Source organism: Paenibacillus agaridevorans (assembly GCF_003112455.1).
In the GTDB taxonomy this organism is placed as follows: domain Bacteria; phylum Bacillota; class Bacilli; order Paenibacillales; family Paenibacillaceae; genus Pristimantibacillus; species Pristimantibacillus agaridevorans.
On sequence record NZ_BDQX01000187.1, the window covers coordinates 30,171 to 54,377 of the forward strand.

Here is a 24,207-nt window from a genome sequence, read left to right on the forward strand (position 1 = left end):
GGCTTCTTTAAATGAAAGGAAATATTCCTCAATTGCATGCATTCAGGCCGCCAGTTCTGGGCAACCTTTGGTTGTAAGGAAGTGAATGCCATATGTCAATCAAGCCGTTCGGCATATTTCCGGCCGCATGCATTATGGTTTTATCCGTTGGTCTCGTCAATCACGTACTCGTCGTACCGCTGATCTTAAGCGCCGCACATAGAGACGCCTGGATGGCGGTCTTCGTCGCCCTGATCTTTATCCTGCCCTGGACGGCCATTCCGCTGTTTGGAGCATTGTCCAAGCTGCAAGGCAAGCGGCTTGACCGCTGGATGAAGGAACGACTCCCCTTGCCCGTCGCTTGGATGTTTATTGGGTACATGATTCTGTTCGCGTTCGTAACGGCAACTGAAACGCTGATTGTAACGGTCTCTTGGGCGGAGACAACGTACCTTAGCAGCACGCCTCCCATCGCGGTTCTGATAGTGTTTATCGGGTTATGCGTGTATGCGGCAAGTTTGGGACTGCGAACGATTGCATTCATCAGTTGCTTGCTGCTTCCTGTTGTTGTCCTTGTCGGCGACTTCGTCATGACGGCCAATATGCCGCACAAGGATTACCGCTATCTGCTCCCCATGCTCGAGAATGGCATGTCCCCGGTCTTGCAAGCTTCGTTGTATTCTATTACTGCGTTCGGCGAGCTGTTCCTGCTTCTGCTTATGCATCATCACTTCAAGTCCTCCTTCAAGCGCTGGCATCTGATTGTGCTTGTCGCTTTCCTGGCACTGCTTGCAGTCGGACCGGTAACGGGCGCGATATCGGAATTCGGCCCCTTCGAGGCAGTGAAGATGAGATATCCGGCCTTCTCGCAGTGGAGGCTCGTCACGATCGGGCGTTATTTCGAGCACGTTGATTTTTTCGCTATCTACCAGTGGTTGTCTGGTTCGATGATTCGAATATCGCTCAGCATTTATTTGATCGCAGAGTTTAGTCCCATCGGGAGGATGAAGCGGAGGAGCGTCGGCCTAATCTTTATCGGTGCGATAGTTGGCGGAGTGTCCCTGTACTGGGTTCATCATATGGTCGATTATGTGCGGGTGCTCAGATTCTCCTATCTCTATGGCGGCATCGTGTCTTGCGGTATGGTTATCGTCGTATACGGTCTAACATTTGTGAAAGCAAGGAGGAGCGACAATGGACGGACGAGAGCTGGATCAGCAGAGCGAGACGAGCGGCAATGACAAAAGCGAGCGGATAAGCAAGGAGAGATTCCGCGCGCTCATCGAACCGTGCAAGGACGTGTTCCATCATGTCCTGCGCGTTCCCGACGCAGAAGACAAGTCGGGCATCCAATGCGAATTGTATTATTGCGACGGCATGGTTGACGGTCAAATGTTCCAGATGGGCCTAATTCCTATGCTGGAAAATTGGAAGCAGCATACATCTACATTCCGTACGGGGAATGCTCACGGGTACGGTAATAGGCAAACTGTCGACATCGAGGAGCATTCCGAACATGCCGCTCATGATGGCGAGTCTGCGGAATTATGGAGCCGCCATCCTAGCGATATGTTCAACGAAACCGAAGGTGACGGAGACCGGCTGTTCGAGTGTTTGTTCGCGGGCATCGTTATCCTGCTATTTTCCGACCGGGAATCGTTTTACGAGTTCAACATCGCAAACTTGCCTTCCCGCAATCCCGAAGAATCTACAATGGAGTTATCTCTTAAGGGACCGAGGGACGGCTTCGTAGAGAAGCTGTCGGTCAATATCGCCCTGGTGCGCATGAGAATGAGGACGCCAAACCTGCACGTAGAATATTTCATCATCGGAACGGAGACCAAAACGGAGATCGGGGTTCTCTATATGGCCGATCAAGCCAAGCCTGAGCTAGTGGAAGAGGCGAAGCGACGGCTTCGTTCCATCCTGATCCCCAGTTTGCAAGGGGCGGGAGAGCTTGAGGAGCTCATCAGCGACAGGCCCAAATCTCTGTTTCCGCTGGTGAATTACGTGGGCCGTCCCGACTTTGTCGCTCATTCTCTCATGAAAGGGAGAGTCGCAATCCTTGTGGATGGCACGCCGGCCGCCTTGATTGCCCCCGGCAACATGACATTGCTCATCAAATCGCCTGAAGATGCGCATCTCCCTTATTATTACGTCACGATGGAGAGGCTGCTTCGCTTCACCGGCTTGTTCGTCGCCATGTTCCTGCCTGGCTTTTGGATAGCGTTATGCTCCTTCAATACGGATCAAATTCCATTTACCCTGCTTGCTACCGTAACCATGTCCCGAATCGGCTTGCCGATATCCGCGACGATGGAAATGTTCCTTATGCTGGTTATGTTCGAGCTGTTCCGCGAAGCCGGCGTTCGGCTTCCCCGCCCCGTAGGTCAGACGGTATCCGTCGTCGGAGGGCTCATTATCGGAGACGCTGCGATCCGGGCTGGCATAACATCGCCGACGATGCTGGTCGTTGCGGCTGTCTCCGCCGTGTCGACATTCACGCTGGTCAACCAATCGTTAGCCGGCTCCGTCAGCGTTATTCGGTTCTATGTGCTCATCCTGTCATCCATCTTCGGCATGTACGGCTACTTCGTCTCGATGTTCTCGGTTCTGTTGTACATGTGCTCGCTGGAATCGTTCGGTCACCCGTATATGGCTCCGTTGGCGCCTATTCGCTTCAAGGAAGTTGCGGTAGCGGTTATAAATAAACCTTGGTCCTCCTATAAGAAAGCGAGGCGGTCATGATTACGTTATCCCGTCTGATCCGAACCGGGATTGCGGCAGCGGCTCTTGTTTCTCTCACCATACTCCCTGGCTGTTGGGACGAAGTGAACCTGCAAGACGTTAGTTATGTGTCGGCTCTCGGGATCGATTACGTTGATGATAAGTTCGTCATCTATGGCCAGATGATCAATTTCGCTTCCGTGGCCAAGACGGAAGCTCCGGGTTCAGGTCCGGCGGAGACGTGGGTAGGCACCGGCAAGGGGAATTCCACGCTGCTTGCTTTCTACGATTTGATGCGCGCCGGATATGCGACTCTTAATATGGAGCATCTTAAGACCGTACTCATCCATGAACGGGCCGTAAATCAAATCGAAGATGTCTTGGACGCGCTGAACCGACATAGGGCTTCGAGGTACACTTCGCTTATTTTCGGGACGACGGACGATATCGAAAATGTATTGAATACAGAGAACTTTTTTAATCAATCGCCGCTCTATAGCGTTCTCTACATGCCCAAGCCGCATGAAGAACAATACACGTTCATCGAACCGCTTCAGATGCAACTGGTCGTCCAGACCATAAGGGAACCGAAGGAACTCACGCTTCTTCCCGTCATCAACAGCAGCAGTACGTTTTGGAGCAAGAGGGGAAAGCCCATCTCAACCCAGCTTATATCGGGGGTGTTCGTCTACAAGGATTTTAAGTACAAGGGGTACTTCCCGGAAAAGACCGTTATAGGGCTCCGTTGGCTGAATCCGGAGTTCAAGCAAGTGTTCGTAGAAGCGGGGCAGGGGGAATCAACGGCCACCGTATCGATCAAACATGCCAAGTCCAGCCTGGAGGTCTCCAAGGCGGGAGCGGATCCACGATTTACGATGACAATTAAGCTTTCGGGATCGCTAGTCGAAATGGACAGTGAGATGACGAAGGAGGAAATCGAGAGGTCCATAGAAGAACTTGTACGAGGACAGATCCAGTCGCTGTTCGATACGGGCAGGGAAAGTGGAGTCGACTTTTTGGAGCTCGAGCATTATCTGTATCGCTACCATAATCGGTATTGGAAGGAACACATCGAGAAGGAAGATTGGCTTCCGAACAAGGGGACGCTTGCGAAGATCAAGGTGGACTTCATGCTGAGCGATAGCGGCAAGTTTGTTTTAAAGAAGGGAGCATAATTTGGAGGATTTGGCTCATAATACGGAAGGCAAGCTATGATGTTTGCGCTCCAGGGGGGCCAAGCATCTTCACCAATCAAGATAAGGGAGGCATCACCTTGCTACAGCCAATGACAGCCAAAGAACTGGAATACGTAGCGGATTCCATGTCCAACGAGGACCTGCTGATGAAGCAATGCGCCGCAGTCGTAGCGGCGTCCATGACGCCGGCAATCCGCAATTGCTGCACGCAGATGATCAGCATGCATCAACAACATTACGATTCGCTGATGCACGCCATCCAGCACCATCAGCAAGTGGCTCCTACGCAGCCGCAATAACAGGTCGGTCAAGCAACCAATACTTGTGGAGGGATAATCAATGAACCATCAAGCCAACAAGCAACTTTTATCGGAAGAGGATTTGGCTTCCACCGTGCTTTCCGATCTCAAGCGGGTTGTTCGCGAATATGCAACGGCAGCAACGGAATCCACATGCCCGGACATGAGACAGCTGTTCACGAAGCTGCTCAACAACACGCTGAACGCGCAAGGCCAGCTGTTTACGGCCATGCAGCAGGCGAATATGTATAATACGGCATCTCCGGCGCTTCGTCAGGAACTGGACAAGCAGGCGCAGCAGTATAAACAGACACAGCAGCAAACGAAGCAGTTCCTTCAGCAGAATCTGGGCGGTCAGCAGCAGTCCATGTATGTGCCGGCTGGCGGGCAGCAGCAGGGAAGCCAATCGCAGCATCAGTCTTATTTCAATTAGAGACCCCGTCGGGGTCTTTTCTTTTTTCCTTTGCAGGAACCGAGTATTTCTTGTAAAATATTCGTTATAACCTTGGATCGCGAGCCGGAAGGAGTAGTGGAATGACGGAACTGCAATTAAAAGTGTTGGAGCTGCTGAAGGAAGACGCCCGCAGAGACGCGGAGTTGATCGCGACGATGTTAGGCGTGCCCCTGGAAGACGTGAAGGAAGCCATCGCGGCGATGGAGGAAAACCATATCATCGTGAAATACGCCACCGTTGTCAATTGGAGCAAGGTAGACGACGAAAAGGTAACGGCCCTGATCGAGGTTCAAATTACGCCGGAGCGCGGCAGAGGGTTCGAGGGCATAGCCGAACGTATTTATCTATATCCGGAAGTGAAATCCGTGTACTTGATGTCCGGCGCTTACGACCTGCTTGTAGAGATCGAAGGCAAAAATTTAAAGGAGGTCGCCTCGTTCGTATCGAACAAGCTTTCGCCGATCGATGCGGTGCTGTCGACCAAGACATTTTTCATACTTAAAAAATACAAACAGGACGGCATTATCTTCGATGAGCACGAAGGTGACCATCGCTTGATGGTATCGCCGTAACATAAGAAGGTGGCGCGTATGATGAAAGAGGAGCTGGAGGTTTCCTCAGGGCTCGCCCGGCGGCAATCGATGAGCGATTATTTGTCCCCGCTGGTCAGGGGGATTAAACCGTCGGGCATCCGCCGTTTTTTTGATTTGGTAAGCACGCGCAAGGACGTCATTACGCTCGGCGTAGGAGAGCCCGACTTTGTTACTCCCTGGCACGTACGGGAGGCAGCTGTCTATGCTCTGGAGACAGGCAAGACCCAATACACATCGAACGCTGGCATGCCCGAGCTTCGGGAAGCCATCTGCCAATATTTGGACGACTCGTTTGATATCGCGTATAACCCCGCAGACGAAGTGATCGTAACCGTCGGCGGCAGCGAGGCCATCGATCTTGCGCTTCGCGCGCTGATCGCGCCGGGGGACGAGATCCTTATTCCGGAGCCTTGCTATATTTCGTATTCGCCGATAACGGCGCTTAGCGGCGGCGTTCCCGTCGGCATCGAGACGTTCTCGGCCGACGCGTTCAAGCTGACGGCGGAGTCGCTCAAGAAGGCGATCACGCCGCGCTCCAAAGTTCTTATTCTCTGTTATCCCAGCAATCCGACCGGCGGCATCATGACGTACGAGGATTGGCTGCCGATCGCGAAAGTCGTCGAGGAGAACGATCTGATCGTCATCTCCGACGAGATCTACGCGGAGCTGACCTACGGTTCGAAGCACGTAAGCTTCGCGGCGGTTCCCGGCATGAAGGACCGCACGATTCTCGTCAGCGGCTTCTCCAAGGCGTTCGCGATGACGGGCTGGCGGATGGGTTATATGTGCGGACACTCCGAACTGCTGGCGGCCATGCTCAAGATTCATCAATATACGGTCATGTGCGCGCCGATCATGGCCCAATACGCTGCGCTTGAAGCTCTGCAGCACGGGCTGGAAGAAAAGGACCGCATGGTGGAGTCGTACAATCAACGTCGCCGCCTCGTTGTTAAGGGCTTCCGGGACATCGGCCTGGACTGCCACGAGCCGCAAGGCGCGTTCTACGCGTTCCCATCCGTTACCTCTACAGGGCTGAGCAGCGAAGTATTCGCGCAGCGGCTGCTTGAAGAAGCCGGGGTCGCTGCAGTTCCCGGCGATGTGTTCGGTCTGGGAGGCGAGGGCCACCTGCGCTGCTCCTATGCAACATCCGTCACTCAATTGACGGAGGCGATCGATCGGATCGGCAATTTCGTTCATAAGTTGAAGGGATAGGTTTCAGCAGGTCGGAGTGATGTCCGGCCTGCTGTTTGCTGTCATAGAGAGGAGCTGGGAATAGAGATGCAGCTGTATACAAGAACGGGAGACAAAGGCGAGACCTCCTTGATCGGCGGGCGAGTGCGGAAGGACGATGCCCGCGTCGAGGCTTACGGCACGATCGACGAGTTAAACAGCTTTGTCGGATTGGCGGCGGCGGAAGCTGTTAAACACGAGCAGTTGCGCGATCTGGCAGGCAGGCTGATCGATATTCAGCAGGAGCTGTTCGATTGCGGCTCCGATCTGGCGTATGCGCAGGAAGGAGCTCCGTTAAAGATGGACGGCGAGCCGGCCGTTCGTCTCGAACAATGGATGGACGGATATGTGGCGGAGTCGCCGGAGATCACGAAGTTTATTTTGCCTGGAGGCAGCAGCGCCTCATCGGCCTTGCATGTCTGCCGGACGGTATGCCGAAGAGCGGAGCGCAGGGTGGTGACGCTGGCGGGCGAGCATGCCATTAACGAAGCTGTTCTCGTTTACTTGAACAGGCTGTCCGACTTTCTGTTCGCGGCGGCGCGTTACGCCAATGCCAAGCTCGGCGTGCCGGATACGGAATATGTGCGAAGCGCGAACGTGTTCCGCAAGGGCAAGGGCAAAGGCAAGGGAAATAGCGAAGGAACAACAAAAGGCAAGACCGGGGGCGCAAGAAAAGGCAAGACCGAGGGTGAAACGGAATAGAAGAAATGAGTGTTGCGTCAAATGGACGAACGAAACTTGGACATTACGCATGACAAAGTCGTTGGGGAGACTTGGCGTTTGGGAAAGGGGGACGAAGCGATGCCGGCTTCGACCATAAACTTGGACGATCGTTATTATCCGCCTCTTGAAGTGAAGGTCGACGCGCAAGACGCCGGGAAGGAAGTTCGCACGGTACTGGAGAGACGCCTCGGCGTCTCCCGCAAGCTCTTGTCGCAAGTAAAGCTGACGGAGCATGGACTGACCGTTAACGAGCTGAGAGCGTACACATCGGCCAAAGTAGCCGAAGGAGATGTCATTCGGCTGCGAATGGAGCGGGAAGAATCGGACGACATCCTGCCGGAAAACATTCCGTTCCAGATCGTCTTCGAGGACGTGAGTCTGCTCATCGTAAACAAACCGGCAGGCATGATCGTTCATCCCACGCACGGACATTACACGGGCACGCTAGCGAATGCCGTCGTGTATCATTGGAAGTCGCTCGGCGAGAGGGTGCGCTTCCGTCCCATTCACCGGCTGGACGAAGAGACGTCGGGACTGGTCGCGATCGCGAAGACGGGGTATGTTCACCAGCAAATTTCGGAGCAGCTCCAGGCAGGTGAAGTGGATAAGCGATACCGCGCATATGTATACGGCTCGCCCGATCCGTCTAGCGGGGTCGTAAACGAACCGATTGACAGAGACAGCGACCGGCCCCATCTGCGAGTCGTTCGACCCGACGGGTATCCGTCCATTACGCATTATGAAACGGCGGAAACCTTCGGCGCGGAGCAAGAAGGGGGAGGGGCGGCGGCCTGCATCAAGCTGAAGCTTGAGACGGGCCGGACGCATCAGATCCGCGTACATATGCGCCATCTCGGCTGTCCGCTCATCGGGGACAAACTCTATGGGCCGGACGAGGGCGGCATTGAGCGCTGGGAGCAAGCCGTCGGCAGGCAAGCGCTGCATGCCGAGACGTTAAGTTTCGTTCATCCCTTGACGAAGCAGCGCATGGTTTGGCATGCGCCGCTGCCGCCCGAGTTGATCCAACTGGAGGCAGTGTTGCGCGGCAAGAGTTGACATCGCGGCAGGATCTCGCGAATATGAAAAATCATACACACTGAGCTCGAACAGGTAGGTTCGAGGCACTCGTATATAAAAAATCATACACAATGTGCTCGAATTGGCGTCAACGCGGCACGCGAGTATGAAAAATCATACAGAATGAGCACAAACTGGCGTCAACGAGGCACACGAGTATGAAAAATCATACACACTGAGCTCGAACAGGTAGGTTCGAGGCACTCGTATATGAAAAATCATACACAATGCGCACAAACTGGTGGGTTCGAGGCACATCAGTATGAAAAATCATACACAATGCGCACAAACTGGTGAGTTCGAGGCACATGAGTATGAAAAATCATACACAATGTGCTCGAATTGGCGTCAACGCGGCACGCCAGAATGGAAACAAGCACAACGATCGTAGAAAGGAGCATCACGATGAGCACTGCTAACAAGATTACAATCATTCAATATCCCAAATGCAGCACCTGCAAGGCTGCGGTAAAGTCGCTGAAGGAGAAAGGCAACGAAGTTGTACTACGCGACATTAACGAGGATACCCCGACTGCTGCGGAGCTCAAAGCATTGCTGGAGCTGGGAGGCTTCGAGCTCAAGAAGCTGTTCAACACTTCAGGCGAGGTTTATCGGGAGCTTGGGCTAAAGGACAAGCTCGCCTCGATGAGCGAAGACGAGAAGCTGGAGCTGCTGTCTCAACATGGCATGTTGATTAAACGTCCAATCGCGACGGATGGCAAACAAGTGACAATCGGCTATAAAGAAGAGCACTATGCAGAAGTATGGGGGAAATCATGAGCCAGGTAAAAAGTCGGCGATTCCGCGCGAAACGGTTGTCCCAGCTGGGCTCCTCGATTTTCTCGGAGGTTGCGGCGTGGAAGCGCGAAGCGGCGGCAAATGGCATTGATATTATTGATCTCGGCATCGGAAGTCCCGACCAGCCGCCTGACGCAGCGATTCGCCAGTCGCTGGCAAATGCGGCGCTAAGAGAGGATATGTATGCTTATCCAGCCACGAGCAGCGGCTTGCCTTTCCGGGAAGCGGCGGCAGAGTGGATGAACTATCGCTTCGGCGTGCAGGTGGATCCCGCCGCGGAAATCGTCACGCTAATGGGCTCGCAGGATGGACTGGCCCACCTGGCAATGGCCGTCTGCGATCCTGGCGATGCCGCTTTCGTGCCGGATCCCGGTTATCCCATCTATGCGGCTTCGCTGGCATTGGCCGGAGTGGAATCCATCTTCCTGCCGCTTCGCGAGGATAATAACTTCTTGCCCGATCTGGATGCCATACCGGAGAACGAATGGAATAGAGCATCCTTCATCCTGCTCAATTATCCTAATAATCCATTGTCTGCTGTTGCGAATCTGGATTTCTTCGAGAAGCTGATTGCTAAAGCGCGTAAGCACGATGTGCTTGTCGTTCACGACCTGGCCTACTCCGAGATGGGCTTCGACGGCGTGCTGCCTCCAAGCATTCTTCAAGTCCCGGGTGCGATTGAACAGGCGGTCGAGTTCCATTCCTTATCCAAAAGCTTCAACATGGCGGGCTGCCGAATCGGTTTCCTTGCTGGCAATCGAGATGCCGTTGCAGCATTGCGCGAACTGAAAGGCAACATCGATTATGGCGTATTCGATCCTGTACAAGAGGCTGGCATAACGGCGCTTCGAGCTGCGATGTCCAATGATCGCGAAGCCTATCTGCCGGCTGCGAGCGCAATCTACGAGCGGAGAAGAGATGTTTTTGTTCGTGCGCTCCGCGAGGCCGGTTGGGAAGTTGAGGCGCCTAAAGCGACTATGTTCGTATGGGCCAAGCTGCCCAAGCTAATGGGAAACGACGGAGAAGTATGGGGCTCAAGAACCATTTCCCAGGAAATGCTGAGGGCAACCGGCGTCGTCGTCATTCCTGGCGAAGCGTTCGGCGCAGAGGGAGAAGGTTATGTTCGTATCGCGCTGGTAGAAAACGAAGACCGATTATTGGAAGCGGCGGCAAGAATCGGAGTATTCATCCGTTCGTCCAATGTGGTAGGATATTGAGGAGAACATAGTCGCGAAATCAAGTGTTTCAATAACTTGCACATGCAAGCATAGCAGGAGCTGATTAATTGATGAACGGTCAAAAGGTTTTGTTGGTGGATGGCATGGCTATCTTATTCCGCGCGTACTTCGCAACCTCGTTTACGGGAAGCATTCGCCGGACAAGCAGCGGCATGCCGGTCAACGCCGTGCACGGCTTCGTCCGCTACTTTATGGATGCCATATCGAAGTTCGACCCGACGCATGTCATCTGCTGCTGGGATATGGGAAGCAAGACGTTTCGGACGGAGCAATACGACGGTTACAAATCGAATCGGCCTGCCGCGCCCGAGGATCTGATCCCGCAATTCGATCTTGTCAAAGAGGTCGTTGCAAGCTTTGGCGTACCCAATGTCGGCATCGAAGGCTACGAAGCCGATGACTGCATCGGCACGCTGGCTTCGCGCTTTAAGCATCACGCGGACGTTGTTGTCGTGACCGGCGACCATGATTTACTGCAATTGGTGGATGAACGGGTATCCATTGCGATCATGAAGAAGGGCATCGGCAATTACCTGGTATATTCGCCGGCGGTGCTGCTGGAGGAGCGTGGATTGACGCCGCTGCAGGTCATTGATATCAAAGGGCTTATGGGCGATACAAGCGACAATTATCCCGGCGTTCGCGGCATTGGCGAGAAGACCGCGCTTAAGCTTATTCAGGAGCATGGCTCTATCGATGTTCTGCTAGCTAACCTGGAGGCCGTCTCGAAGACGATCCGCGCCAAGATCGAAGCCGATATCGAGATGCTGCATCTATCCCGCCAGCTGGCGACGATTCGCTGCGATGCTCCGCTGGATACGCAGATCGACAGCTGCGGCTGGCAATATGACCGCCAGCTCGTTCTCAGCAAATTTGAGGAGCTGGAGTTCAAAAGCCTGGTCGCTTTGATTAGCTAGACAACACAGATCCAAAGCAGAGGGCTATAAACAAACAGCTCGTAGAGGTCTCCCTTTACGAGCTGTTTGTTTATAGCCTTTTTGTATGTGACCGAAACATTAAAAATAGAAAATAAGGCGCGCCAATTAATGTAATTAGTAGGCCGGATGGGATTTCGACGGGAGCAAGTATCGTTCGACCGATAGCGTCGGCCAATACAAGAAACAGAGCCCCGAGCAAGCTTGATAATATGATGGATTGCCGCGTGTTATGCCCGATTATGCTTCTTACCATATGAGGGACGATTAAGCCTAGAAAACCAACGGTCCCTACAGTAGCGACAGCGCTTGCAGAGAGAAGAACGCCTACAGTCATTGCAGCGAGTCTTGTTCTGCGCACGGATAAACCGAATCCAATTGAGCTGTCGTCAGAAAACGCGAGCAAATCAAACTTGCGACCGAGCCACCACGCAAGCGGAAGGAGCACGGCCAGAAATAGACAGATGATATTAAATTGATCCCATGTGCGACCGTAAGTCGAACCTGTCAACCATATATAGCCCGTACTGCCCCATAATGGCCCAAGTACGATAAGGGCTTGAATGCCCGCGGAGCCGATAGCGGATACCGCGATCCCCAGAAGAATAAGAACCGACGGATTAAGCGACTTTCGCCACGCGAACAGGAATATGACGGCCGCGGCAATTATAGCTCCGCCTACAGCGGCGATCGGAAGAAATACGATCGGAAGTTGAGGCCATGCAATAAGCACAAGCAGCGCTCCGAAACCAGCCCCCGAGGTCACCCCCAGGATAGAAGAATCGGCTAAAGGATTGCGAACGGAAGCCTGGATCAGAACTCCGCTAACGCTCAGTGCTATTCCAGCGGCTGCTGCAACCAGGGTGCGAGGCAATCGCAAATTCAAGAGGATGGAGTAGGATTCCGCTTCGTCGGATCCAATCAAGCTGGCGAATAACTGACTTAGCGGAATACGTGCGCCGCCCATCGTCATGCTTGCAAGAATGAATGAGACAACCAGAAGAAGCATGATGGATGCGAGTAGCGGGAAGCGAATATGAACGCGATTTCTGCCAATAGACATGGAAGCGGCTAAGGAGCCCTTAATCCCCTTCATCTTTTTGAGTATGAGCCAGATTAGCCATGGTGCTCCGATGATTGCCATCATCGCGCCTACGGGCATCTCGCCCATGCTGCTGCGAATCATGCGTGTCAGAATGTCTGCCGCTGTGAGCAATACGGCTCCCCATAGAGCAGCGGCGGGAATAAGCCAATTGTGCTTGCGCAAGCCGCTAAGACGCACCAAGTGCGGGGCGACAAGACCTACGAATCCGATCGGTCCGGCTACGCTGACTACGACTGATGCGGCAAGCACCGCAATCGCCAAGCCTGCAAAGCGGGTTAGAGCTACCCTTTGTCCTAATGATGCGGCAGTGGATTGATCCAGGTTTAATACATCGAATTGTTTGCCCATAAAAAAAGCAATGATTATAACAGCGATGACACCAGGCCAGGCATACGCAACGCCTTTCCAATCAAGCTGGGAGAGCGAGCCCGATCCCCATAAAAACAGCGACTGTGTTTCTGTCGCATGGAAGATATGCAGAGCGCTTGTAAAGGAACCAATGACCATAGCTACGATCATGCCGGCAAGAGCTAGTCGGATGGGACTCGAAGCTCGACCGCCTCCGAGAACATAAGCACACATCGCAGCTAAACTTCCGCCAGCGGCGGCAAAAAGAAACGGCGACGTGTGAAGCAGGCTGGGGAAATAGATCGTTCCAGCAACAACCATAAAATACGCGCCGGCATTGATACCAAGCGTATCGGTGGAAGCCAGCGGGTTTTTAGTAACGGTTTGCAGCAAGACTCCGGCTACTGCAAGCCCTGCCCCGGATAATAATCCTAATACCGCGCGAGGCATGCGCATATCCCATATCAAATTATGCAAGAGCTGATCCTGACGATGGAATAAAGCATCAAGGACGATCTTGAAAGTGATTTGCGCTTCTCCGAAGCACAGACTGGCTATCAACAGAATCAAGAGGACGGCTAAGCCGCCCCCGAATAAACCAATGATTCTCATTTCGTTATAGCTGCAACAACGCGGTCAACCAATACTTTGGAGGAGAGGGGACCGCCGAAGGTCCATGTGTCTCCGCCTATGCCGTAAGTCCGATTTTCCTTGACGAAACTCAAACCGTTCCAAACTTTATTATCCTTTACCGAGTCGCCGAAAACGTTATCGTCTTCCTGAACGATGTAGATGAAATTGGAGTCGCTGACCGCCGGCAGAGCTTCAAAGGTGGTATCTGTAAATCCATATTTCTCGAATTTCTCCGATTTCCAGTCGCTGGTTAACCCGATACGATCGAGTGTTTGAACGACTGTAGACGTATCCGTAAACATCCTCAACGTAGCGGCATTCTGGCTGCTGAAGGCTTGGGTAATGACGTAATTGAATTTGTCTTTGCCGGCTGCCGCAAGTTTTTCCTTGGCCGCTGCATAATGAGCATCAAGGTCTGCGAGTACTTTATCGGCTTCCGCCGATTTGCCTACTGCAGCAGCAATGGTTTTAAAATCGTTGACCATCCCGGTATAGGCGTCCCCTTCATTTGGATAGGGATCAAATTCAATCGTAGGCGCTATATCATTAAGTTGATTGTAGATCGCATCGTTATTGTCTGTATTCGAGATAATAAGATCCGGCTTTAATTGTTTTTACGAAAGTGGCGATCTGCTTTCATCCCGAGATAACAGTAGAACATTATACTGACAAAGAGCTCGTGATAAACAAATATACGCAGCCTAGACAAGGCAAGGAGGTTTCCCAGATGGGGATTCATCAATATTTTTGGTCGCTTAACGAGTTAGAGAGAATTTACAGATGCCCGGGCAAGTTTAAATTCGAGGAACACAGCGTCGCGGCCCATTCGTGGAAGGTCGTTCAATACGCCAAAACGCTTGCGGACATCGAGGAAAGAAACGGCGTTACCGTCGATTGGAAGAAGCTGTACGAAATTACGAGCAGTCACGATTACGGTGAAATATTTATCGGCGATATCAAGACGCCGGTCAAACACGCGTCAAGAGAGCTCAGAGCGTTGATTCAGCAAGTAGAGGAAGGGATGGTTGATCGTTTCATCGAAGAACATATTCCCGAGGAATTCAAGCCGATTTTCCGCAGACAGCTGCAGGAAGGGAAGGACAATTCGACGGAGGGTCTGATTCTGGAGGTGGCAGACAAGCTCGACCAGGTATACGAGGCGTTTGCGGAGCTCAAGCGCGGCAACACCGAGAAGGAATTTATCGAGATGTACCGTCATGCGTTAATCAAGATCAGTCATATCCGACTGCACTGCGTCGATTATTTTTTGGATCAAATATTGCCGGACATGGTGAACGACGAAATCGTCTCTCGGGTCGACATTCGCAGCATTACGGACGAAGCGCTTGGCGGCAGGCGGAACGGGATGGAGCAATGAAGGCTACTATGTTGTATCGGAACTAAAGCTGGTTACTCGAGCCTCCTTGGCGGACGAGCAGTCAGCTTTTTTGGCGTGAAAAATGCGACGCTGGTGGGGGCGTAGAGACAGATGTGTATGAAAAACCGAGCACAATGCGACGTTGGCGGGGATATGAGGACCAATGTGTATGAAAAACCGAGTACAATGCGATGTTGATGCGTCTAGAACACTGGATCACTACGGTATCGAAGCAAACGTCAATGGGCCACGCCACGAATTAAAGGCGGAGGCCCTTTTTAACAGCATCAGAGCTGCAAAGAGCGCCAAAGTTAAGTTGTTCACTATAACGAATGATTATGAATCTTTTTTCATGAAAAGCCTATCATGTCGGGTATTGACCTGTTCTCTTTAAAGAACTACAATAAAGGAAATGTACGTTATAACGACTTCCCGATAACCGTTACGTTTGCTAAGGCCATCGATACGGATCTAATCTGATTGAAGGAGACGACTATGATTGGGGAACGGATCAAATCGCTAAGGGAAAAGAAAGGATATTCGATCACGAAACTCGCGGATCTGGCGGGCGTATCGAAATCGTATTTGAGCTACATCGAACGCAACGTGCAAAACAATCCTTCCCTTCAGGTGCTGGCCAAAATCGCCTATCATCTGGACACCAATATGGAATATCTGCTCGGCGAAGAGCTTGCTCCCAAAGTATCCGTGGAGGATGTGCTCGACGAGGAATGGCATTCGATATTGCGTGACGCGGTCGACGAGGGGATGAGCTCCGGGGATTTCCGCGCGCTGAAGGACCTGGTGAGATCGCATAAGTGGAAGGACGAGGGGCTCGTGCCCGGCAAAAAGAAAACGTCGAACATTATCATTCTCCACATCGATCACTAAAAGTTCACAAAATTTTGAAGTTCAACCGTATTGACATGTTCTATATAAAGAACTACACTTGGGTTAGTGTTCTATATAACTAACGATATGAGTGGGTGTATGAATGGAAACCAGGGAAATCGACTTGAGAATTGTATTTCAGACGATAAAAAAGAGGTTATGGTTAATCGCGCTTATTACCGGCTTGCTCACAGTACTTGGCATTCTGTACAATTCTAGGCCGGAGCCGCAAGTCTTCGTATCGTCCACTCGCGTGATCATCTCCGCCAACAGCGAAATGATGACGACTGTCAGAGCGCTCGTACGCGAGCCGATCGTTCTGAACGGAGTCATCAACGAGCTCCAGCTTAATGCTACGCCGGGACAGCTCAGAAGCCAGATTCGCGTTGACAGCGTAGACTCCTCTCTGATTACGGTTATCAGCGTGCTCGACAGTCATCCCGAACGGGCGGCAGATGTCGCGAATGCGATCGTCGATCATTACCGGGAGGTAGCGATGGATACGCTTGGCGTTCATAACATCCGGCTGCTGACAGCCGCCGAGCCCAATCCCGTTCCGATAAATACGACAAGCAATACGATTGTGTATATCGCCTTTATCGTCGGCCTGATTCTAAGCATAACGTTGGCTTTCTTGCTGGAGTCGCTGGACGATTCCGTCCGTACGGAACAGGATGTGGAGACGAGGCTGGGACTGAATATGCTGGGGCAGGTATCGGGGATCAAATCTCGTTCCGTAACTCAGCAGATCAGGAAGCCGAAGTCCGCGATAATAAGGAGTGAGAGTATTGGTCCGTGAGAAAGCGAAAATCGCCAAAAAAATCGTTAACCGCAGTCTGATGACTTTTTTGCATCCGGGGCACCGAGTCTCCGAGCAATTCCGTTCCATCCGCAACAATATCCAATTCGCCTCGGAGGGCAAGAGCATTCGCACTCTGATCGTTACTTCCCCCTCGGAGGGAGACGGAAAGTCGACTGCCGCCGTTAATTTGGCCATCAGCATGACGCAAAGAGGGGAGCGTGTTCTTCTTATCGATGCGAGCTTTCGAAATCCCATTCTGCACAAGCTGTTCGGCATCCAGATGTCTCCCGGCTTGTCCAGCGTGCTTGGCAACCAGCTGACGTTAAAGGAAGCGGCTCAACCGACCGAGATTGAAGGTCTGGATCTGCTTACGAGCGGCGTTCAGCATACCTATTCCACCGATATGCTGGATTCTTATCGCATGAAGGAAGTGTTGGAGGCTGCAGCTTCCCTGTACGACCGGGTCGTTATTGATTGTCCGGCCGTGCTCTCGGCACCTGATACCAATGTGCTCGTAAACAAGTGTGACGGAGTTGTTCTTCTTCTCCGCTTTGGAAGGACATCCAAAGCCAAGGCGCTGGAAGCGAAGCAGGCGTTGACATTCGCCGGAGCGAACATTATTGGAGCGATCCTGAATAAAAGAAGCGTTAGATGATCCCGATCGGATAACGCTTTTTTTGCGGCGAGGCTTAAGAAAAAAACGTTGACTCATGTCAACATGTTCTTAATAAAGAACAACTGGTGGTTGAAACAAGAAAGGTGAGGATGAAGATGACGTATCGACGAAGGCTGTCGCTGCTCGTTCTGCTGGATTCGGCCATTGTTGCCGCTGCCGTATGGTTAGGCCGTTTGCTCCTGGAGCCTGCATATGAGAATGGAGGGACGCCCTACTTATTCGTCGCGGCGGCGCTTCTGGCTGCTCATCACGGCTTCTTTACGGTCTATAAGCTCTACAAAAAAGCTTGGGAGTACGCAAGCATTGGCGAGCTTCTCATTATTCTTAGAGCGGTCACGCTGTCGGTTGCCGTCGTCGGGCTAGCGGGACTTGCGGCCTACCAACAGGCGGAGTGGCGGCTGCTGATCACGATATGGCTTATCCATCTCATGCTAGTCTGCGGATCGAGGCTCCTATGGAGAATTGTCAGGGGCGGATTTAACCGGCATAGCGGCAAACGCAGGCGGACGCTGATCGTCGGAGCGGGTTCAGCAGGCACGATGCTCGTCAGGCAGCTTCTGGGCAACTCCGGAACCGAGCTGTATCCGGTCGCTTTCGTCGATGACGATCCGCACAAGCTGAATCTGGATATTATGGGCATTCCGGTATGCGGCAGCGTGAAAGAAATCGTGTCGAAGGCGAAGGCGTTCGAGATCGACAACATCGTTATCGCGATACCGTCGCTTAGCAAGAAGGGATTGTACGACATCTATACGGAATGCGCGAAGACATCGGCGAAGACGCAGACGATTCCCATGCTGGAGGATCTGGCAACAGGCCGCATCTCCGTAACGCAATTCCGCGACGTGCAAGTCGAGGATCTGCTCGGACGCGAGCCCGTAGAACTCGACATCGACAGCATCTCCGGTTATGTAACGGGCAAGGTGGTGCTCGTGACGGGGGCCGGCGGATCGATCGGGTCGGAGGTGTGCAGGCAAATTTCGCGGTTCCTGCCGGAGAAGCTGGTGCTTCTGGGTCATGGAGAAAACAGCATCTACGCGGTAGAGCTGGAGCTCAAGGAGATGTTCAAGGATTCGAAAATCAAGTTTTATACGGAAATAGCAGACCTTCAGGATGCGGATAAAATGATGTCGGTCATGCTGCACCATCGTCCACAGGTCGTCTACCATGCGGCGGCTCACAAACATGTGCCTCTGATGGAGCGGAATCCGGAGGAAGCGTTCAAGAACAATGTGCTGGGCACGCTGAACACGGCAAAAGCGGCAGGCAAAGCCCGCGTCGAGACTTTCGTTATGATCTCCACCGACAAAGCCGTCAATCCTACCAGCGTCATGGGAGCCACCAAGCGGCTTGCCGAGATGATCATCCAGCATATGGACCGCGTCAGCTCGACGAAATTTGTCGCGGTACGGTTCGGCAACGTGCTTGGCAGCAGGGGCAGCGTCATCCCGCTCTTTCGGAAGCAGATCGAGCGGGGCGGTCCGGTCACCGTGACGCATCCGGATATGGTTCGTTATTTTATGACCATTCCGGAGGCATCAAGGCTTGTGATCCAGGCAGGCGCGCTGGCAAAGGGAGGAGAAATTTTCGTGCTCGACATGGGGGAGCCGGTACGGATTACGGAACTCGCTCAAAACGTCATCCGGATGTCGGGTTACGCCGTCGAAGAGATCGGAATCGTGTACACCGGCATCAGGCCAGGCGAGAAGCTGTTCGAAGAAATGCTGGGGGATAAGGAAGTTACGGAACAGCAGGTATATCCAAAGATCTACGTCGGCAAGGCGTCCGTCATTCTGTTCGAGGAGATCGAAGCGATCATTGCGGATTTCCCGGCCATGAACGGCGCGGAGCTGAAAGTCAGGCTGCTGGATCTGGCGAATCATGTCGTTCCGGATTCGCAGTCGAATCTGGCGACCATTACGGGATAGATGAGAAGGGAGCGGTATAAACATGAAGGTTAGAAAAGCGATCATCCCGGCAGCGGGTCTCGGGACCCGATTTTTGCCGGCGACGAAGGCGATGCCGAAGGAAATGCTGCCCATCGTAGACAAGCCGACGATTCAGTACATCGTCGAGGAGGCGATCCAGTCCGGCATCGAGGACATTATTATCGTGACGGGCAAAGGGAAACGCGCGATCGAGGATCACTTCGACAACTCCATGGAGCTGGAGCAAGTGCTGACGGCCAAAAGCAAGTTCGAGCTGCTGCAGGAGGTGCGGAAGTCGTCGGATATGGTCGACATCCATTATATCCGGCAGAAGGAGCCGCGCGGTCTCGGCCATGCCATCTGGTGCGCGCGCAAGTTCATTGGCGACGAACCGTTCGCGGTGCTGCTCGGCGACGACATTATCGACGCTCCCAAGCCGTGTTTGAGACAAATGATCGAGAAGTATGAACAATACGGCTCGTCCATCATCGGCGTGCAGCGCGTCGCGGAGCAAGCCGTCTCCCGTTACGGCATAGTAGACGGGATGGAGATGGAGCCTTCGTTCCATCGCATCAACCATCTGGTCGAGAAGCCCAGCCGCGAGAAGGCGCCCTCCAATATGGCCATTATGGGCCGCTACATTCTGACGCCGGAAATCTTTGATATTCTCGGCGAACAGGCGCCAGGCTCCGGAGGGGAGATCCAGTTGACGGACGCCATCGCCGCCCTTAATCGGACTCGGGCCGTATTCGCCTACGAGTTCGACGGAAAACGATACGATGTCGGCGAAAAGATGGGATTCATTCAGACGACAATCGAATTCGCGCTGAAGCGGGAGGAGCTCCGATTCGAGCTGCTGGAGTATCTGACCCGTACGCTGGAGAAGGAGACCGCGCCTCAATAGGGCGCGGAAGAAAACGCGATGTCCATGCGACCGAAAATATTGTTCTGCGCGACGGTGGACTATCACTTCAGAGCCTTCCATCTGCCTGTTATGGAGTGGTTTCAGGAAATGGGCTGGGAAGTGCATGTGGCCGCCAGCGGCGCGCTCGACCTGCCGTATACGGATGCAAAGTTCGACTTGCCGATACATCGGTCACCGCTAAAGAAGGAGAACGTGTCGGCTTACCGCATGCTGAAGGCCATTATCGACAAAGAAGGCTACGACATGATTCATTGTCATACGCCCATGGGAGGCGCCTTGGCCAGACTTGCCGCCAGGGAGGCTCGGACAAGGGGGACCAAAGTCATCTACACGGCTCATGGCTTTCATTTCTTTAAGGGAGCACCCTTGCTCAATTGGCTGCTCTATTATCCCGTCGAACGATGGTTGTCGGCCCATACGGATTGTCTCGTGACCATTAATGAAGAAGATTACGGAAGGGCCGGACGATCCGCGTTCAAAGCGGGCATGATTGCGCATGTGCACGGCGTCGGAGTCGATACCGGATGGTACGCTCCCATCGGCGAAGAAGAGAAGACGGCGAGACGCGAGAGGTTCAATTACGGCCCCGACCATTTCCTGCTGATCTATGCCGCTGAATTTAATAGCAACAAAAACCATCGTCTGCTGATCTATTCGATTGCCAAGCTAAAGGGTAAGGTGCCTGGCGCAAGGCTGCTGCTTGCCGGCGAAGGTCCGCTGCTTAATGAGTGCAGAGCGCTGGCGATCCAGCTCGGCGTCGCGCATATGATCGAGTTCCTCGGCTATCGGGACGATCTCGATGAGCTTTATCCCATGTGCGACGCGGCCGTGGCGTCCAGTATCAGGGAAGGGCTGCCCGTCAATGTCATGGAGGCGATGGCATGCGGTCTGCCCATCGTCGCGACTCGCAATCGCGGTCATAACGAGCTCATCGATGAAGGTCGAACGGGTTTTATCGTCGAGGCCGGAGACGTAGAGTCGTTCGCCAGCCGGCTGCAGCTGCTCTATTACTTCCGGGACTCCAGACGCCGCATGGGCGGGCGGGGAGCGGAACGGGCGCGCCGTTATTCGCTGGAGCAGGTGATGGGAGAGCTGGGAGAGATGTATTTGACCTTGATGTCGGAGGTGACGCGTGAGGAATCCGAAGATCAGTATCGTCGTGCCTATCTATAACATGGAGCGATACTTGCCTCGCTGCCTTGACAGTCTGCTGAGTCAGACGCATGGAGAACTGGAGGTCATCGCCGTCAACGACGGGTCTACAGACGGAAGCCTGACTCTATTAGCGGAATACGCCGGGCGGGATCCCAGGCTGATCATTATCGATGTCCCTAATGGAGGAGTGGCTTTTGCCCGTACAACCGGCCTGCGGCGCTGCACGGGAGATTACATCGGCTTCGTGGATCCGGACGACTGGATCCATCGCCGCATGTATGCCGAGCTGCTGGATGCGGCGCAGCGGGAGGATGCGGACATCGTCATGTGCGCCTATGTGAGCGAGTTCGGCGGCTTCGCCAGGCCGAAGCGGTTCGACATGCCCGATTATGTCGCGTATCGCGGCGACGAGGTGCGATTGCGCATAGCGGACAGACTGCTGGGGCCTATAGGCGACGAAGTGTCGAAGCCCGAACATCTGGACGCCTGGGGGACGGTTTGGAACAAGCTGTACCGGGCGGAACTGCTGGACGAAATTACCTTCACCGATCTTGCCCTCATCGGCAGCAACGAAGATACCTTATTTAATCTGTCGGTCTGTACCCGAGCCCGTTCCTTCGTGTTTCTCAATCGGCCTTATTATCATTACTGGCGGGCGAACGAGCAGTCCATTACCACCCGCTATAAACCTGACTTGGCCGGGCGGTTCCTGAACCTGTATGGCTGTCTGGAGTCGGCTTACCTGGACAATGGCGGGAGCGAGGACGAGCAGAGCCGGCAGCGGCTCTCTAATCGGATTGCGATGAACGTGCTGGGACTGGGACTGAACATCGTCAGCGGCAGCAATCCCTCCTCCATGCGGGGCAAGCTGCGAGAGCTGAGACAGTTGCTGCGGCACGAGACCTACAGCAAGGCGCTGCTGCGCTTCCGCTCCGGGCCATGCCCGCCGCACTGGCGATTATTCTATCGCATGGCGGGCATGCGATTGACGCTGCCGGTATTCGTTATGCTGATTGCCATGGAAGCAGTGCGTACCAAGAAGCCGATTGGGAGGAATAACCGTGAAACCACTCCGAATTCTGCAGGTCGTTACGATCATGAATCGCGGCGGGCTGGAGACGATGCTCATGAACTATTACCGTCAAATGCGGGAGAAAGGCATTCAATTTGACTTCCTCGTCCATCGTATGGAGGAGGGCCATTATGATGCGGAGATTCGGGCGCTCGGCGGCCATATCTACCGCATGCCGCAGATCAAGCCGGGCAACTATCGGCGTTACTTCCGCGAGCTGGATGCCTTCTTTGCGGTCAACCGGCAATACAAGATCGTCCACTCCCATATGAACGAAAACAGCGGCTTCGTGCTTCGCGCGGCCCGCCAAGCCGGCGTGCCTTGCCGCATTATTCACAGTCACCTCAGCGATCTGGGGCTGGATTACAAATATCCCTTCCGGCTGTATGCCCGGATGGCAATCAAGGACCATCCCAGCGACTATTTTGCGTGTTCGGAGCGTGCCGGAGAGTGGCTGTTCGGCAAGCGGGGAGGTTCGTCTTCCAAGGTGACCGTTTTGCACAACGCGGTGAATGCGGCGGATTTCCGGTACAACGAAAACGTCAGGCAAGCGGTTCGCGAGGAGCTCGGAGCCGGCGACGCCATCGTGATCGGCCACATAGGCCGATTTAACGAGCAGAAAAATCATCGCTTCCTGCTCCAGGTATTCGAGGCCGTACATCGTCGCAACCCGAACACTTTGCTTGTGCTGGCGGGCGACGGTCATCTGCGGCAACTAATGGAGAAGGAGGCGGAGAAGCGGGGCATTGTGCATGCCGTGAGATTTCTGGGCGTGCGCGGGGATATTGCGGCCCTGCTGCAGGCTATGGATCTGTTCCTTTTCCCTTCGTTGTTCGAGGGCCTGCCCGTCGTTCTAGTCGAGGCGCAGGCCGCGGGACTTCGCTGTATCGTCTCCGACCGCATTACGAAGGAGTCGGACATTACGGGCCGGGTAAGCTTTCTCCCGCTCGAGCTGTCGCCGGAAGCATGGAGCGCCGCGGTGCTCGGCGCGAGCTACGAGCATGCCGACACTAGAAGCCAGCTTCGGGAAAGCGGCTATGACGCGGAATCCATGGCGGACTGGCTTGGCGATTTTTACAGAGCCCGCATTGGGGCGGGGGGGAAGGGTTAATGAACAAGGAGGATTTGCCGCCGCTGACCGTCTTTACGCCGACCTACAACCGAGCCTATACGCTTCACCTTTGTTACGAGAGCTTGCTGCGGCAGACGTGCAAGACGTTCATCTGGCTGATCGTGGACGACGGCTCTACCGACGATACGGCGGAGCTTGTCAAGAGGTGGACCTTGGAAGCCGATTTCGAGATCTGGTACGTATACCAGGAAAATCAGGGCATGCACGGCGCGCACAACACGGCATACGAAAACATCGGGACGGAGCTGAATGTCTGCATCGACTCCGACGATTATATGGCGGACAACGCGGTAGAGACGATATTAACCTGCTGGCGGGAGCAGGGAGGAGACGAATACGCGGGCATCGTGGCGCTTGATGCGGCGACCGACGGCGCCGTCATCGGATCGCGCATGCCGGAGCATTTGACCAGTACAACGTTATCCGACCTGTACGCGAAGCATGGGGTCAAGGGGGATAAAAAGCTGGTCTACCGTTCGGAGCTGACCCGGGATTGTCCGCCGTACCCGTTGTATGAGGGCGAGAAGTACTGCCCGCTGTCGTACAAGTACATACTGATCGACCAGAGAGCTCCGCTGCTCGTTTTAAACGAAGTTGTCTGCATCGTCGAATACCGGGCCGACGGCTCCAGCATGAACATGGTCAAGCAGTATCTTCGCAATCCGCGAGGGTTCGCTTTTTTTCGCAAGACGGCCATGCGTCATGCTCCGACCTATAAGGACCGATTCCGCGAGGCGGTGCATTATGTGTCCAGCAGCCTCATGCTGCGCAATGCAGCATTCGTCGCGGAGTCGCCGCGCAAGCTGACGACACTATTGGCCTTGCCGCTGGGCATCGCCTTGTATATGTACATTCATCGAACGAAACGGCGCACGATCGTCTAGACGGGTTGACGGCCATTACACAGGGAAGG

23 protein-coding genes and 1 pseudogene are annotated in these 24,207 nt (G+C 53.8%); 22 read left to right on the top strand and 2 right to left on the bottom strand.

Annotation, left to right across the window (positions count from 1 at the left end; genetic code table 11):
* The first annotated feature begins 92 nt into the window (after positions 1–92).
* The 12 genes from PAT3040_RS18015 (at position 93) to PAT3040_RS18070 (ending at position 11,231) form a co-directional block, all read left to right on the top strand.
* Positions 93–1,220, top strand: coding sequence for an endospore germination permease (locus PAT3040_RS18015; RefSeq protein ID WP_108993824.1), 1,128 nt, complete (start codon positions 93–95; stop codon positions 1,218–1,220).
* Positions 1,174–2,727 carry a spore germination protein gene (locus PAT3040_RS18020; RefSeq protein ID WP_108993825.1) on the top strand — a complete coding sequence of 518 codons (1,554 nt, stop codon included), beginning with the start codon at positions 1,174–1,176 and terminating at the stop codon, positions 2,725–2,727. The genes PAT3040_RS18015 and PAT3040_RS18020 overlap by 47 nt, the downstream gene beginning before the upstream one ends.
* Positions 2,724–3,881, top strand: a complete 1,158-nt coding sequence (locus PAT3040_RS18025; RefSeq protein WP_108993826.1) for a Ger(x)C family spore germination protein — start codon at positions 2,724–2,726, stop codon at positions 3,879–3,881. The genes PAT3040_RS18020 and PAT3040_RS18025 overlap by 4 nt, the downstream gene beginning before the upstream one ends.
* Before the next feature lie 98 nt (positions 3,882–3,979).
* Complete coding sequence (locus tag PAT3040_RS18030) at positions 3,980–4,201, top strand: hypothetical protein (RefSeq protein ID WP_258235036.1); 222 nt, start codon at positions 3,980–3,982, stop codon at positions 4,199–4,201.
* A gap of 40 nt (positions 4,202–4,241) precedes the next feature.
* A complete protein-coding gene (locus PAT3040_RS18035) occupies positions 4,242–4,634 on the top strand; it encodes a spore coat protein (protein WP_108993828.1) in 393 nt (130 codons plus the stop codon).
* 101 nt (positions 4,635–4,735) lie between these two features.
* Positions 4,736–5,227: an Lrp/AsnC family transcriptional regulator gene (locus PAT3040_RS18040; RefSeq protein WP_087566798.1), complete on the top strand. Its 492-nt coding sequence runs from the start codon at positions 4,736–4,738 to the stop codon at positions 5,225–5,227.
* Positions 5,228–5,245: 18 nt separating this feature from the next.
* Complete coding sequence (locus PAT3040_RS18045) at positions 5,246–6,460, top strand: aminotransferase class I/II-fold pyridoxal phosphate-dependent enzyme (protein ID WP_108993829.1); 1,215 nt, start codon at positions 5,246–5,248, stop codon at positions 6,458–6,460.
* A 66-nt stretch (positions 6,461–6,526) separates the two neighbouring features.
* Positions 6,527–7,180, top strand: a complete 654-nt coding sequence (locus PAT3040_RS18050) for a cob(I)yrinic acid a,c-diamide adenosyltransferase (RefSeq protein ID WP_108993830.1) — start codon at positions 6,527–6,529, stop codon at positions 7,178–7,180.
* 99 nt (positions 7,181–7,279) lie between these two features.
* A complete protein-coding gene (locus tag PAT3040_RS18055) occupies positions 7,280–8,257 on the top strand; it encodes an RluA family pseudouridine synthase (protein WP_108993850.1) in 978 nt (325 codons plus the stop codon).
* 426 nt (positions 8,258–8,683) lie between these two features.
* Positions 8,684–9,058: an arsenate reductase family protein gene (locus PAT3040_RS18060; protein WP_108993831.1), complete on the top strand. Its 375-nt coding sequence runs from the start codon at positions 8,684–8,686 to the stop codon at positions 9,056–9,058.
* On the top strand, positions 9,055–10,293 hold the full coding sequence (locus PAT3040_RS18065; protein ID WP_108993832.1) for an aminotransferase class I/II-fold pyridoxal phosphate-dependent enzyme: 1,239 nt from the start codon (positions 9,055–9,057) through the stop codon (positions 10,291–10,293). Before PAT3040_RS18060 ends, PAT3040_RS18065 begins: the two co-directional genes overlap by 4 nt.
* A 71-nt stretch (positions 10,294–10,364) precedes the next feature.
* Entirely contained in the window at positions 10,365–11,231 is an 867-nt protein-coding gene (locus PAT3040_RS18070; protein ID WP_181376698.1) for a 5'-3' exonuclease, read from the top strand.
* Between the two features lie 70 nt (positions 11,232–11,301).
* On the opposite strand, the gene PAT3040_RS18075 is transcribed toward PAT3040_RS18070, so the two are convergent.
* A complete protein-coding gene (locus tag PAT3040_RS18075) occupies positions 11,302–13,314 on the bottom strand; it encodes an iron ABC transporter permease (RefSeq protein WP_108993834.1) in 2,013 nt (670 codons plus the stop codon).
* Positions 13,311–13,943: pseudogene (locus PAT3040_RS18080) on the bottom strand (ABC transporter substrate-binding protein); the annotation flags it as partial. The gene PAT3040_RS18075 and the pseudogene PAT3040_RS18080, both read right to left, overlap by 4 nt.
* Positions 13,944–14,062: 119 nt before the next feature.
* Here PAT3040_RS18080 and PAT3040_RS18085 point away from each other — a divergent pair.
* The 10 genes from PAT3040_RS18085 (at position 14,063) to PAT3040_RS18130 (ending at position 24,178) form a co-directional block, all read left to right on the top strand.
* Complete coding sequence (locus PAT3040_RS18085; RefSeq protein ID WP_108993836.1) at positions 14,063–14,713, top strand: YfbR-like 5'-deoxynucleotidase; 651 nt, start codon at positions 14,063–14,065, stop codon at positions 14,711–14,713.
* A 495-nt stretch (positions 14,714–15,208) separates the two neighbouring features.
* Positions 15,209–15,604, top strand: a complete 396-nt coding sequence (locus PAT3040_RS18090) for a helix-turn-helix domain-containing protein (RefSeq protein WP_087566703.1) — start codon at positions 15,209–15,211, stop codon at positions 15,602–15,604.
* A 103-nt stretch (positions 15,605–15,707) separates the two neighbouring features.
* Positions 15,708–16,403: a YveK family protein gene (locus tag PAT3040_RS18095; protein ID WP_108993837.1), complete on the top strand. Its 696-nt coding sequence runs from the start codon at positions 15,708–15,710 to the stop codon at positions 16,401–16,403.
* Positions 16,393–17,061: a CpsD/CapB family tyrosine-protein kinase gene (locus PAT3040_RS18100; protein ID WP_108993838.1), complete on the top strand. Its 669-nt coding sequence runs from the start codon at positions 16,393–16,395 to the stop codon at positions 17,059–17,061. Before PAT3040_RS18095 ends, PAT3040_RS18100 begins: the two co-directional genes overlap by 11 nt.
* Positions 17,062–17,177: 116 nt before the next feature.
* Positions 17,178–19,010 (top strand): polysaccharide biosynthesis protein, encoded by a 1,833-nt coding sequence (locus PAT3040_RS18105; protein WP_108993851.1) that lies wholly within the window; start codon positions 17,178–17,180, stop codon positions 19,008–19,010.
* A gap of 22 nt (positions 19,011–19,032) precedes the next feature.
* On the top strand, positions 19,033–19,914 hold the full coding sequence (gene galU, locus PAT3040_RS18110; protein ID WP_108993839.1) for a UTP--glucose-1-phosphate uridylyltransferase GalU: 882 nt from the start codon (positions 19,033–19,035) through the stop codon (positions 19,912–19,914).
* Between the two features lie 24 nt (positions 19,915–19,938).
* Complete coding sequence (locus tag PAT3040_RS18115) at positions 19,939–21,108, top strand: glycosyltransferase family 4 protein (protein WP_108993852.1); 1,170 nt, start codon at positions 19,939–19,941, stop codon at positions 21,106–21,108.
* Complete coding sequence (locus tag PAT3040_RS18120) at positions 21,068–22,261, top strand: glycosyltransferase family 2 protein (RefSeq protein ID WP_108993840.1); 1,194 nt, start codon at positions 21,068–21,070, stop codon at positions 22,259–22,261. The genes PAT3040_RS18115 and PAT3040_RS18120 overlap by 41 nt, the downstream gene beginning before the upstream one ends.
* A complete protein-coding gene (locus tag PAT3040_RS18125; RefSeq protein ID WP_108993841.1) occupies positions 22,152–23,273 on the top strand; it encodes a glycosyltransferase family 1 protein in 1,122 nt (373 codons plus the stop codon). Before PAT3040_RS18120 ends, PAT3040_RS18125 begins: the two co-directional genes overlap by 110 nt.
* On the top strand, positions 23,273–24,178 hold the full coding sequence (locus PAT3040_RS18130; protein ID WP_108993842.1) for a glycosyltransferase family 2 protein: 906 nt from the start codon (positions 23,273–23,275) through the stop codon (positions 24,176–24,178). Before PAT3040_RS18125 ends, PAT3040_RS18130 begins: the two co-directional genes overlap by 1 nt.
* Positions 24,179–24,207: the final 29 nt, after the last annotated feature.